Below are 15,101 nucleotides of genomic sequence, written 5' to 3' on the forward strand. Positions count from 1 at the left end.
ATATATTAAATCTTGTTAGGAGGTAAGTATGGGTTACGAAAATGTACAAAAGGTATTACTAACTTCCATTAAAGAGGATGATCCTCATAAAGGGCTTAAAGAGTTAGAGATTAAAAGATGGTGTATTGCATATCAGACATTGCTGAATAAATGGGATAGCACAATAATACCACCCCTTTTTAAGAAAGTTTTAGAAGATGAAACTTGTTGGAAGATAGAAGATGCTTCAGGACAAATTAGACTCAATAGGTATACTTTCGGGGAAAAATTGTTAGCCTTGAAAACTTTGGATGGGCAAAGAAGTCTTATTAGACCCTTTGATCGCTATAGAATTGCCTGCTGGTGTTGTTTTGAAGACGAGATAAGAGCCATTTTTGAAGAATTTAAATTAACATTAGGTAGTAAACCAGTAGAGAGTTTAGTTAAGGGATGTGATAAAGGGGCTTTAATGATCTATTGGTCACATGCTATGAATAACCAAGAACATCAGTTAGAACTAAATAATGAGCATCCATACGTTTATGCTTTTAAATGCGCAATGCTAGAAAAGCATGTTGAAGCTTTGGAATTCTTCTGGGATAAGTTACAGTCAATTGATTCTGTATCTCCAAAAAGGAAAGAAGATTTATTAATGGAAGTAGCATATAATAAAGGACGTTTTTCTACTGATGATGTTGGAATGGTTGATTTTTGTCTACGTCATCTTGATTCTAACAGATATCATGAATTATTAAAAAGAGATTTTAAACAGCATGGGTGTTATTATACTTTAAGTATATTAAGAAGAAACCATTCTTTCGAAAATGCCAGAAAGCTGTTTGAACATTTAAAGCCAGAAGATTTATCTCCTGAAGCTTATAGTACATCAATGTTTTCAGCATTAAACTCGCTTGTTTCTGCACCAGGTGATAATTTTGTTAAATCTGGCAGTGATATGCTTGCCTCTATGTGGAATTGTCCTGGCTTTGATGCTCATAGACAACACTATTTACATAATCTAAGCATAAGATTATCATCCAGAGATTTAATTGTTCATCTTATCAAGGACAACAAAGCTACTAAAGTAGTATCAGAAATTATCAATTCTCTTAGTCAGGAGCAAATGCAGTCTATTATGGAACGCAACAAGTCAGAGTATGAGGTGTTTATTAGAGTTAGAAACACGCAATTGGATTGTGGAGCAGGTGATAGTCAGTTACCAAGTTCATCATTAGATGTAGAATCTGTAAAACAGGAAGTTACTGATATTAGAAGCAAAGTATAGTATTTCTGTTTTAGGAAATTCAGTTACTTAGACTTAAACGAAAGCATGCAAAGAGCTTAGTGAGGATAAAATTTGTAAAGGGTTAAAATCGGGGGCTAGTTATGGTTAATAACAATCAACAGCAAGAAAAACCACAAGGTTTCGAGTTAATTGAGTTGCTTTTGGGGAAAGTAGATTCTTCAACTTCTAATGCAGTAGATCAATCTTTTGAAGCAAGATATCAGTCGTTGGTTGATCAAATACAATCTTATTTACATTCTAGTGAAAAGCCTGGCTTTTTTCCCCATAGATTCTTAGGTTCTTTTTCTAGTGTATTAGATACTAAACTTAATGACAAGCTAGGCATAAAAAAATTGCACTTTCGTTTTGAGGGAGCAAGAACTTTAAAGGTTGTAGCAGAAACAGAGTCCAAAACACATGTTTTTATTTTCACTGAAGATATAGAAGCTCAACATTCTAAACAAACAAATACTAAGAATTTCGAATTCACCACAGGTGAGTGGAAGAATGTGATGGGTAGAGATTATACTAAATCAGATGCGCGTAAGCTTCAAATTGATGTAATAAAAATCTTGAAAGATAAGTATGAGTTAGTAAAAAGCAAACCTAAATCAGACAAAGATGTTAAATCAAAGAAGTTATACTTATATCTGAAAAGTGATGGTGTGTTAGAGTATAAAGCTAAGAATGTATATGGTAATGTTAAAACAATTGAGATTAGTCGTGATCAACTAAAAGGTAAGGTTTTCGATGAAGTCAAGCAATTTCTAGGTAAGCAAGGTAAAGATCTTAGTGATGATGCCAGGAAGGAGTTATCTAGAATGACTTCAGAAAAGGGATATACCTTAAAGAGTGATGGAGAAGATGAAAAAATAAATATTAAGGTAGAAAGTAAAAAGAAAATTGTAGATCAACCCATTGAGCCTACAATAAAGTTTCAGGAAGTGACAAAAAAGTTAGGTAAATCTGTCTATCTAGAAAATTATATTGAAAAGCTTGTTAATCCAGATGCAGAAATAGATCAAGTTCAGGATAATCTTAAAGAAATTCTAACTTACATAAAAGAAGTTCATACTAATTTAAATTTACAAGGTAATGTTTATGGTATTAAAGCTCGCGAAGCCGATCAACATGGCTTTGTAGCAGGAATATTTGATAACTTTCGATATCGTGATAATACCAAACTCTATCTGGAGCAGTTTGCTGGGGGAGGTTACGCTGATATTGTTTTGCTTGTTCGTGGGCCTAATCGTGCTGTTGATTCAGTCCCAATTCTTATTGAACTCAAGGCTGGAACTGAAGGACAAGTTGATCCAAGTGATGCGCTGGAGCAAGCTAAAGGTTACATTGAAGGTTTTAGACCAAATAAGATGAGGATTTTAACCAATGCAGATAATGCTATTGCTGTTGGGTTGAATTTAGATAATGCGGAACCGTTTAAAACTGAAGTAAAACCTATTAAACAACCACCAGCTCCTTTGATGGAGGAATTTATCGAACTAGTTGGCGAGTGGGATAATCAATCAATTTCTGAGGAAGTTTTTAAGCGAAAGGTAAAAGATTTGTTATCAAGCGAATACCATACTTTTCCAGCGAATAAAGAAACAAAAGATCATTACTATTTCAGTAGAGATATACTAGGTCAATCAATTTTAATCAACAAGATTGGTCAAGATCAGGGTAACGTAAAAAAATATATATATTCATACAATGAGTATTCGCTAAATTGGTCTCAGGGAACAGAATACACTTTATCTAAAAGCCCTGTTACAACATTAATATTTGTTCAAGGTAATGAAGGGCAAGAGAAAACAGCATTCATTTTTCATATCAGAGAATCCAATACGAGAGAATTTTATGCTGATAAAAAAATTCCAGTGCTGGACATACCCGGAATAGGAAGAGTAGGCAATGTCATAGAAATTAAAATGAGTCTCAAAAAATATGAAACAGGGTTATCTTTTGAAGAACTTTTTGAAATAGAACAGATAAGTAAGTATAAACCAAATGGTGCCGATCAGCAATTTACAGGTAGTTTTCTTAAGATACCTAATTCTGATGAATTAAAGGGAAAACTTGATCAAGCAATTACTTCTCAACATGCTTCTGACGTTGAGGCTTCATTGCAAGCCTATAAAGTGTTGCTTACTGAAGTAGCAGATATGATTTACCCTATTAAAGATTTGATTACTAATGAAGCAAGATTGCAAGCTGTGCTTAATGGTTTACTTAGTAGCTACAGTGATTTGAAGCTAAAAGAGACTTCTGCGAAACAAGAGGATTCTGCAAAAATTGTAATTATACCTGAATTTCAAGTAGGAGCAGGTGGTCGTGTTGATATGGTAATTCAAGGTATTGGTCCTTCACCTCATGGTACTAAAGAATATACTCCTATAGCGCTGGAATTTAAGCTTATAGATAAAAACTTAGACGAAGAAGGAATGAAAGAAGAAGTTGATAAATTAACACAAGAACAAAATGTTAGATATGCTAAAGGGGCGGCACTGAAAGCAATCACAGATAGTGACAAAATGCTTTTCATGGGAGTAGTTGTTAATGTGAAAGCTAAAGATAAAAATTCTTTAATATTAACAAGTAATAAGTTTGTTCCTGCTCTAGTAGTTCATAGTTCTATTGACATAGCTAAGAGAAAACATTTAGAAGGAATACAAGAAGTAACCCAGAGACTCAAAGATATGGGTATACAAGAAGAGAACCTAAGTACATTAGAGTCTGCAACAGCAGAAAAGGATTATCATTACTGGCTTCAACAACACGATATAGCTGATATTGCAAGAATAGAATATGGCTATGGTACTGATGGGGCTAACACATTGTTTGAAGTAGTGGGATCACCGAAGCATATAGCTAATCAATTACAACAGTTTCAGAATAGCGTAGCAACAAGAGGTGAAAAACGGCCATTAACTTTAATTGTTAATTTAGATAATAATCACTGGGTTACGTTAGTCATTTCCCATCAAAATGGGCAATATAATGGACACTATGTAGACTCGTTGGGTAATGATATTCCAGGTAATATTCGTCAAGTTCTAAAACGTGCTCGAATTACCGTTAATGACGTTTCTATTGCTCAACAAACAGATGGTCACAATTGCGGCTTATGGGCATTAGAAAATGCTCACTCCCTAAACCAAATGATAGCAAATGGCTATGATTCCGATTGGGTTAGAGATCTGTTACTATTTAATCGAAATGAAGCATATTTTCAAGAACAAAGAGAAAATATTTCAGATAGATTAAGTATAGATCCACAACGTATAGCTAACTTAGATGAAGCTATACTTGCTGAAACACAAGCAAATAGGAAGAAATTCAACCTAAACAGTTGTGTAAGGTCTGGTGGTAGAAGCAAAAGAAGTGTCAATCCTTGTTTATTTTCAAAGGGTGATGTAGAAAAGTTTAGTAAAGGAAAGGTAGATGAAAATAATGTAGACAAAACTATAATTGATAGTGAAAAGTTCCTAACTTATGTTAAAAATAGTCAAGATGAAGCAAAAAACGCTCAACTAGTAGAGTTTGTTGGAGATAAAAGTATTGAAGGTGATCGTAAGTATTTACTTGATAAGGTTGTTGGAGATCAAGGGTATGAACGCTATGTTCAGAATGAACGTGTTAAGAATTTGCATGGAGATATCTCACAGCAAGCTAGCAGTGCAACAAAAGGCTCAAAATTAAAAGGCAGGTTAATGAATGCTGCTGGTGGGATACAATTAATAAGAGGGATCCATGGTGCTATCGTATCTTGCAAGGAAGGGACAGCCACAGATTGTGGATTAAATCTAGGCGGAATAGGATGGTCTTTTGCATCTCAACCGATTGAAAATGTAATGGTTAAAATTACTCCAAAAGTTGTAGCATCAGCTGAAAAGGTTGTGGGAAAAATTATACCAGGTACTTTAGGTAAACAGACAAAATTTGCTATTCGAGTTGTGGGAGTAAAATTTGGAAGTACAATAGCAAGAGGTACAGCAGGAGCTATAACTGGCGTCTTTGATATTGTTGATATAGGCATGTCAGCAAACAATCTTGTTGATTGTAAAAAAAGAGAGAATAGTGATAATCCATGTGGAGAGAAAGAAATAAGAGATAATATAGCAACTATATCTTTTTCCACTATATCGTTTATGTCTGGTGTTGCTCTTACAGCACTTGGTATGCCTGGAATCGGCATTGCAGTTGGAGTTGCATTGATGGTAGCTTCCGGAGTTTATAGTGGTGTTAGCAATATCGTGGAGTACGAGAAAAAGTATGATACAACCCATGATGAAAATTGGCGTATTTTTTGGCATACATTTGCTTTTCAACCTGTACCACAAGATGTACAACATCTTGCAGCAAGAAAGGAAATGGTTAATAGTCTAGCTAAAGGAGTTTGGAAAGCTTTAAATAATGACCCTAGTAATGTTGTTGCTTATGGTATTGGTCTTGGAAAAATAAACGGTAATACTCTTCGTCCAGATTATGCAACGATTATGATGAATAGGAAAAATGCCAATACACAAGATCTTTCGCGTGTTATACCTGATTATATTGAAGGTGCTAGCATGATTTGTTTGCCACACAGTACTAGTCAAGATTACGAAAAGGGTATTAAAAGCTCAGTTCCATCGGCTAAGTACTATTGTGATAATGCAATGGTTATTAGCCATGATAAGAGAGTAAATATGATGCAAAAGGACAAAACAATTATTTATGATTTAAGCAATGTGGACAGAGGTACCATCGTTGGAAGTAACGAGTGGAACAATAATTTTCTAATTGGCTCAGGTACAGCAAACATAACTGGTGGTAGTAATAAGGTAGTAAATAGGTTTGTTGTAAATAACGTTGACTTCTCAGGTAAAACTATTGGTGGAAGTAACTCTGTTAATATACTTGATTTGAGCCAATTGAAAGATACAGTTATAGGAGTGAATGTTAACTATCGTTTTAAGCCTAGTGCCTCTGGGTCATTAAAGGCAAGAGTAAATGGTCGTTGGCTAATCAATGATCAAATTGATAATAATGGCATCTTTAATTACTACTATGTTGGAAGAAAGAACAAGGTGGATGAGATTTCGTGCATGGGTTACTCTGAACACTTTACAGGAATCGATGATCGTGACGTTATCATAGATAGTAGTGGTGGTTCTAATAAAAATGAGAAAGATGTAGTTGAAAATTGTAAAAAAGTAATTATTTCGCCGTATACTAGAGTCAAAGGTAGAAAAAGCAATTATACTTTTTACGTAAAAACTGCAGACTATAAGGGTAGGGGGTTATATTCAGAAATTGACGTAGATGGAACAGGAACTGTAAGTTTTCCTGAATTTGATTTATTAAGTGATTGTGATCAAATAACTTACTCTAAAAATAGTAATACTTTATCTTTGAAAATAAATTTTGGTAAAAATAATCAATTTACCCTCGATATAAAAAATTATGTTGAACAAAGCAGTAATAAACCTCACTTTGCACTAATAGACAAAAATGGTAGTAATATTGTTCCTAAGATTGAAAGATCAGACTCATCAACTATAAAAATTACTTCATTTGAATTACATTCAGAACATTCCTTAGATAATTTTGACGATGTTGCAAGTTATTATAAGAAAATTCTAAACAATAACAAGGATTACAAAGTCTTTAGTGTTATCAGAGATAGAGTACAGAATCAGGGTAATAGTGCAGTTCTACATATGGTTTTTGGTTCTCTGGAAGATGATGTAATAAACTTCGATCAAGGAACTATGTTTGCTAGGGGAGGAGGAGGAAGTGATGTGTATTTTATTAGCAATGATATAAATAGTAGAGAAGTTAAAATTGATAATAACTCAAGTGATAAAAAACTAGATACACTATTTATGTCGGCAGTTGAGAAAGATTTTTCAATCCAGCAATGTGATCTGTATTTAAAATACAATAATAGTAACATTCGAGTGAAAAATTACTTTCAAGATCCTAATTATAGGCATCTTATAGTTATGAACAAAAAAGGAGAAACTTTTATCCCCAATATACAATCAATGTCTTGTTCTCCCTCTTCTTCGGGAAAGGGTAAATTAGCTCCTTTTTTACAGGCTACACAAACTCAGAATATGTTTTTGTTACCTAAAGATTTTCAAGGTGATCATGTAGTAATAGATTCCCGTCTTGAAGATATTGAAAAATATAAAGATAAAGATGACCTCTTATTAATAAGAGAAAGTGAAATTCCTTTTATTATTAGAATAGAAGGGTTTTATACTGATCGAAGTAAATGGGAGAATATTTCTTATTCTTTATGGAATAATAATGACCTTTTCCTATCTTCTGGCTTATTAGAAAATGTTGATAATGTAGTGGAGTATAAGGATAAACTTAGAGGTGATTATGAAAGAATTGTAAAAGAATATATTGAAGACTTTAGTGATTCTACTAGTATCATTCAGCACAATCAAAAATTAGAAAAAAATATCTCTATTTCTGTAGGACAAGATGAGGAACGAATAGGAGTAATGGTACTAAAAAATATTACTCCGGATCAGGTTGAAGTTTCTAGTAGTGGTACAGATCTGATATTTCGTGATAAGAAGTCTAATCATACGATCAACATAAACAATTGGAATAATTCTGAATCTTATAGAATTTCCACATTGGAATTCGATCTGGGTTTAGAACCAATAACAATCCGTAAGTTAGATAGGTTTAGTTTGCCTGAGGTAAGAAAAATACAAGCTTTAATTGATAAAGCTTCAGAAAATTATCAAAATAGAAGTAAATATACCCCTAAGGTAGAAAATGACTTTAAATGTTTAATATCAGTTGACGATTTTGAAAGAGAAAATAGAGATCCAACACATCAATGTCTTGGTTTTCCTTTACTGCAGGATCGGGTTAGCTTTACAGAAAATAGCTGTAGTTTAGAACAAATTGAGGAACTAAAAAATATAACGTCAAGTAGTAATCAGATTTTAACATTGCTTGAAAAGTTAGAAAACAACCTTTTGCTGAATGGTTATGATTCAGACATAATAGATCAGTGCAATAAGTGGATGATAACTTCAGGATTGGGGGTATTAAAACCGTTGGTAAGCACAGCAGTTTATGAAGGTAAAGAGGATGAAGTTAAAGTTCTTCTTGATAAAACTGCTAAAAAAAGTACTGCTGATGTTGAACATAAAAATCAGTGTTCACAGAACTGGACGGCTTTGAATTATGCTGTTTACAACGGTAATGTGAAATTAAGTGAAAGTGTATTTAAATCATTTTTAGAGAAGAAAGGTGACATTAATGCCTTAACTAGTTGCAACGATGATAATTGGGCGCTTTTACACTATGCTGTTCATTACGGCAGTCTTGATATGGTTAGCTTTCTTGTAGATAAGGGTGCTAACGTTGAAATTAGAAGTAAGGAAGGTAAGACACCTCTGCATTTGGCTGTTGAAGAAGCCAAGCAAAACATAATTAATCTTCTTCTTGATAGAGGTGCTGATATCGAGGCTAAAAACAACGATGGTAGAACACCTCTGTACTTAGCTGCTTACAATAATGACTCAGGTGTAATTGAACTTCTTTGTAGCAGGATCAAGACTAAAAGTAATGACGCATTTAAAATGATAAAACAGGTTGAATTTTTAAAGAAGGAAGTTGTTAACCAAGCAAATATTCCATCTAATGCAAAAAGATTGATAGGGTCTTGTATAAGTAGTTTAAGAGATTCAATAAAAAATGCAGGAAAAAAGATGCTAAAGGACGGTATGCTAAATGATCTTAATGCTTCAACCATTAAACTTGTGGATGGAGTGTATAATTTTGATAAAAAGTTATTTGGTGAGGCAATTAAGGAAGCTGTAAATGACGTATACTGGCAGGTAGGTGTAGAAAAAGTATTAAGGTTTATACGCAGTCACCGTTATATTGGTCAGTTTATTCCAGGTTATATAGCTGTGTTTGACAAAATACCAAAGAATGATGGTGCAATGTTTAAATTAGCTTATTATATTAAAGAGACAATGGATATGGGTAACTATTCTAAGGTCAATTCAGAAAAAAGATCTGATCTTGAAAGGCTAAAAAACAAATTACCAGAATCAGTGAAGAATTTGGTATTTTCGTCAGAAGTATGTATTAAAAATGTTAAGTATGATGAATATTTGTATGCTGCTAGCTATGCCCCGTATGACAGGTATAGACGTAGGGTATTTACTGGGATTTCAGGTGGTAGAGTAAAAGCAGATGAATGGAAGATTGAAAATAGTGGCAATGGTTTTTATATAAAGAATATTGTGCGTGGAGAATATTTGTATGCTGCAGATTCCTATAAGTATGACAGCTATAGACGATACGTATTTACTTGGCATACAAAGGGGCGAGTAGGAGACCAAAGTCAGTGGAAAATTGAGCTTGATGGTGGCAATTGTCACATAAAGAACGTTCAATATGGTGAATACTTGTATGCTGCAGATTCTTATAAGTATGACAGCTATAGACGATACGTATTTACTTGGCATACGCAGGATCGAGTGGGAGATCAAAGTAGGTGGAAAATTGAAGATTGTGGATCTACTCGCAATAGACGTAGTATACAAGAATCAAATGGTTATAATCAAACTGCAGTAGACGATAAGTCGATATTGACTGAAGAAAATAGTCAGCAAATAGCAAGTAGAATATCTGCTATAGTTGAAGATGTTGAAAGGCAAACCTTTTTAAATCAGTCAAAAAATAAGTTAGATTTAGATAGTTATTTAAATAATAGAGGGAGAAGCAATGCTGCGGATTCTATGAGGAGAGATGTATGTAGTGAACTCAATGCAAGTGGGAGAAGAAATATTGTTCTAAGCGGAAACGATGTATGTGCAATTACTTCAGGTTATGAAACACTTGATATCGAAAATTTCCCTATTCAAGAGGTAGTCATTAATGATGATGTCAATGGAAAGAAAAGTTTAAGAAGTATATTAGATTTACGTCAGTTGGTGCAGCAAGTAGATAGGGATTTGAGTATAAAACCGATACCAACGGTTATTAAAGACAAAAATGATTTGTTAATTAAGTTATCTATATCAGCTACCAGCTTGCAGCAAGATGTAATAACAGTTAGGCTGAAAGATGCCCTTGTAAATAAGTGGTATAAAAAATTACAAATTGTTTTTGATAATGCAACGATGGAAATAGATGATAGTTTATGTTTAAAGTCTTCGTTCTTTATTTCTGATGAGAAAATTATTGTAGTAACACCTCAAGACGTGGAAGAAAAGAATAAACTAATCATATCTAAAAAAGCAGGGCAGTATACCTATCTTCATGATAAATATGATTTGATAGTTACCAATGCCTTTAATGCTGATATAGAGGCAAGTGAGTTGTGTATTATACGTTTTAAAGATTTCTATAAAGAACCTAAAATGGAAACATTATCTATAAAATTTGCTGACAAAGAAATATTATTAAGTAACGAAATAGATAAAATACGTAATTCAGATAGTATTGATGAATTAAATAATGTGAGTTCTATTATTAATTCACAAGAGAGCTCTATACCTTTAGAGGCTCCAAACAGTGGAGACATAAATGCTCAAGGTAAACTTGGTAGGACATCTTTGCATCTTGCTTCCGGAACTGGTGAATGTGATAAGGCCAAACTTCTTCTTGACAGAGGTGCTAATACCGAAGTTCAAGACGAGTTTGGTTACACACCAATATTTCTTGCTACTCAGTCAGGAAAATGGAGTATAGTAAAGCTCCTCCTTGATAAAGGTGCTAATATTGATGCTCAAGATAAGGAAGGTCATACACTTTTACACTTTGCTGCTCAAAAGGATAATTTAGATATGTTTCAATTCCTTCTTGACAGAGGTGCAAGTATCGAAGTTCAAGACGGGCGTGATTGGACACCGATACTTTATGCTGCTCAGTCAGGTAAATGGGGTGTGGTCAAACTTCTTATTAGTAAAGGTGCAAAATTTAATAATGAGATAACGTATCAGGGAACGCCTTTACATTTTGCTGCTCAAGGGGGTAATTTGGATATAGCTCAATTTCTTCTTGATGAAGGTGCTGTCATCGAATCTCAAGACAAAGATGATAAAAAGCCTTTAGATCTTGCTGTTGAAGCAGGAAGGTTGAACGTAGCAAAACTTCTTCTTGATAGAGGTGCTAGTGTCAATGCTAAAGATAAGAATGATAGAACACCTTTAGACTTAGCTACTAAAGGAGATATGATAGAAATTTTGAAGAAGGCGGAGTTGGATCAAGGGTTATTAATTAATGCAAGGGATGGTAATCTTGATAAAGTAAAAGATCTTATCGCTCAAGGTGCAAATTTAGAGACTAAAGATAATACTCCTCTACATAATGCTTGTAGTAATGGTCACTTGAAAGTAGTAGAATATCTTATCGAAAGGGGAGCTAGTTTAAAGGCTAAAAACAAAGATGATAAAATACCTTTAGAGTTGGCTGAGCAAAAGGGTTACACAGATATAGTAGAAATGATAAAGAAGATGCAATTGGGCTTAGATGAAAAATTGTTATCTGCAGTAAAAAATGATGATCTTAATGAAGTTGAGGATCTTGTTGGCCAGGGTGCTAGCTTAAAGGCCAAGGATAGCAATAATAGCACTCTTTTACACTATGCTTCTTGTAATATTAACTTGAAAGTAGTAGAATATCTTATCGAAAAGGGAGCTGATTTAAAAGCTAAAGATAGTAACGGTAAAACTCCTTTAGACTTAGCTACTGGAAAGAATTGCACAAATACAATAGAATCCTTGAAACAAGCACAATCAGATTTGGATAAAAAGTTGTTGACTGCAGTGCAAGATGACGATCTTAATAAAGTTAAAGGTCTTGTAAGTCGAGGTGCTGGATTGGATACTAAAGGTAGTAATGATTGGACACTTTTACACTTTGCTGCTTTTAGTGACAAGTTTGACATAGTTAAGTTTCTTTTTGATAAGAACGCTAATATTAAAGCTAAAGATGTGTATGGCAATACACCTTTACATGTGGCTGCTCAGTATGATAGTAAGCTTGAAATAGTTGAATTTCTTTTAGACAAAAATGCTAGCAGTATTAATGATGTAAATAATAATGGTTCGACACCTTTGCACATAGCTATACAAGGAAATAAACCAAGTACAGTCAAGCTTCTTCTTAATAGGGGTGCTAGTATTAAAGTTAAAGACAAACGTAATAGAACACCTTTAGGTTTAGCTGATCAAGAAGGTTATACAAATATAGTGGAGATGATAGAGCAAGTACAATCGGATTTAGATGAAGGATTGTTGACTGCAGTACAAGATGGTAATCTCAATGAAGCTGAAGGTCTTGTTAGTCGGAATGCTAATGTTAATATTACAGATATATACAGTTGGACACCACTACATTGGGCTGCATTTGAGGATCGTTTAGAAATTGCAAGGTTTTTGATAAAAAAAGGCGCTGATATTAATGCTGCAGATAAAGGCCCTTATGGTAAAAAGCCTGTGCATGTTGCTATTGAGAACAATAGTAAAGATATCATAGGGTTTCTTCTCAGCAAAGGAGTGAGTATTAATGATACTGACAAGCAAGGTTATACACCACTGCACTATGCTGCATGGAGAGGACGTTTAGAGATTGCTGAGCTTCTCGTTGATAAGGGAGCTAGTATCAATGCCGCAGACGCCTCTACTGCTGGTAAAAAACCTATACATGTTGCTGCTGAAAATAATAGTAAAAGTATTATAGAGTTTCTTATCAGCAAGGGGGTAAACGTTGATGAGGCTGATAAAAATGGTTGGGCACCTTTACACTATGCTGCTAAGTTTGATCAATTAGAGGTTGCAAAATTCTTGATAGAAAAAGGAGCTAATATCAATGCTGCAGATACTTCTACTATTGGTGAAAAACCTATACATGTTGCCGCTGAGAATAATAGTAAAAATATTATAGAGTTTCTTATTAGTAAGGGAGTGAGTGTTAATGATACTGACAAAGATGGCAGAACACCGCTGTACTGGGCTTCTTGGAATGGTCGTCTGGATGTAGTAGAGTATCTTATAGGTAAAGGAGCTGATATCAGTGCTAAAGATAAGGATGGTAGAAACCCGCTAGATGTGGCTAAAGGTCACCAATATGATAATGTTGTAGAGTATTTACAACAAGCAGAATTACGGCTAAATAAACAATTGTTGACTGCAGTACAAGATGGTGATTTTGCAAAAGTTAAAGATCTTGTAAGCCGAGGTGCTAGCTTGGACGCTGCTAACATTGATGCTCAAGATAAGGATGGTAAAACACCTTTGCATTTTGCTGCTCAAGAAGGTAATCTGGACATGGTCCAGTTTTTCCTTGGTAGAGGTGCTAAGATTGAAGCTAAAGACATATATGGATGGACACCTTTACACTTTGCTGCTTCTAGTGACAAGCTTGACATAGTTAAGTTTCTGTTTAATAAGAACGCTAATATTAAAGCTAGAGATATCTACGGCGATACGCCTTTACATGTGGCTGCTCAGTATAGTAATAAGCTTGAAATAGTTGAATTTCTTTTAGACAAGGATGCTAATGATATTAATGATGTAACTAATGACCGCTCTACACTTTTACATGTAGCTGTCGAGGGAAACAAATTAGATACAGTCAAATTCCTTCTTGATAGAGGTGCTGACATTGGAGTCAAGAATGTTCATAACCAAACACCTTTGGAATTGGCTATTCAAAAGGGTTACACAGATATAGTTAAAGCTTTGGAACAGGAACAATTAGGTAAAGAGTTATTTACTGCTGTGAGAGAATTTAGTCTTCCTAGAGTTAAAGAGCTTATCAGTCGAGGAGCTAATGTTGATACTAAAAACAAGAATGGTAAAACACCTCTAGACGTTGCTATTAATACAAAGAACGTTCTTGAAGAGGATCATGAATCTCTCAATAATTCATTATTGCTCACCCAACAAGGTCATATAGTGAGAGTTTTAGAACAGGAGCGATTACGCAGGAAGTTGTTTACTGCTGTAAGAGAAGAAAATCTCCCTAAAGTTAGAGAGCTTATTGGTCAAGGGGCTGATGTTGATGCTAAAAAGGATGGTAAAACGCCACTGGATATTGCTAAAGAGAAGCTAAGAGAACGTGGTAAAAACGAAGAATGTAGTGATATTGTGCAGTGCTTAGAAAAACTCAATCAGAAAAGAGGAGAAGCTGTACAACGTAAACGCCGTCATTTACTGAGTGAGTCCCTAGGTTCGAGTAATCAACCTGAGGTAGCAGCAAGTAGTGGTACAAGACCATCTTCATGGATAAATAATTGTATTTCCTGGGCGAAAAAATTAGCAGCTAGCACTTTCTCTGTAATTCCTGGATTACCTGCTCAATACAGCATTGCGAGTAAAAATGATGATATTAATAAAAAAGGTGAGAGTCACAATGCACCAAAAAGTATATCAGCTGTTGTTTGGAATGATTTCCTAAATAATGAAAATATTGCCCTTGCAAGTTGTGTTGCAGATGCATTAGATGATACTCCAAGTAGGCGCTATCAAAACTTAATAAGCAAAGGAGTAGAAGTTGTACCAAGTAGAAAAGTTGCAGTTGAGTTTGCTCTTAGAAAATTCGATTTATTTGTAGAAGGTAAAATAAGAAATCTGGGCTCAAAAGAACAAGCTAGAATACGTGTTGAACTTAAAGACACATATCCAGAAATAACAGCAAGTCTTGAAAGAGGAGTTGAATTTAGTGGTAATGTTGGGTTAGATAATGTTTTAGAAAAGTGTAAGAAGTGCTTTTGTACAAATGTCCTACCAAAGGATAAAGTATCAACTTGTCTTTCTGATATAGGAGTAATTAAGCTTGTGAATAACCTCAGTAGGTAGAT

At 34.3% G+C, this 15,101-nt stretch carries 2 protein-coding genes; both read left to right on the forward strand.

Going from position 1 to position 15,101, the window contains the following annotated elements; all coding sequences use genetic code 11:
• Positions 1–28: 28 nt before the first annotated feature.
• On the forward strand, positions 29–1,264 hold the full coding sequence (locus AAGD59_RS02295) for a hypothetical protein (RefSeq protein ID WP_265028005.1): 1,236 nt from the start codon (positions 29–31) through the stop codon (positions 1,262–1,264).
• Between the two features lie 101 nt (positions 1,265–1,365).
• Entirely contained in the window at positions 1,366–15,099 is a 13,734-nt protein-coding gene (locus tag AAGD59_RS02300; protein ID WP_341812947.1) for an ankyrin repeat domain-containing protein, read from the forward strand.
• Positions 15,100–15,101 lie beyond the last annotated feature (2 nt).

Origin of the sequence: Wolbachia endosymbiont (group A) of Cephus spinipes, assembly GCF_964026895.1 — a bacterium.
Lineage (GTDB): Bacteria > Pseudomonadota > Alphaproteobacteria > Rickettsiales > Anaplasmataceae > Wolbachia > Wolbachia pipientis.

Excerpts from the sequence above, each read along its gene's own strand:
- AAGD59_RS02295 (WP_265028005.1), top strand. The coding sequence starts at position 29 with ATGGGTTACGAAAATGTACAAAAGGTATTACTAACTTCCATTAAAGAG.
- AAGD59_RS02300 (WP_341812947.1), top strand. The coding sequence starts at position 1,366 with ATGGTTAATAACAATCAACAGCAAGAAAAACCACAAGGTTTCGAGTTA.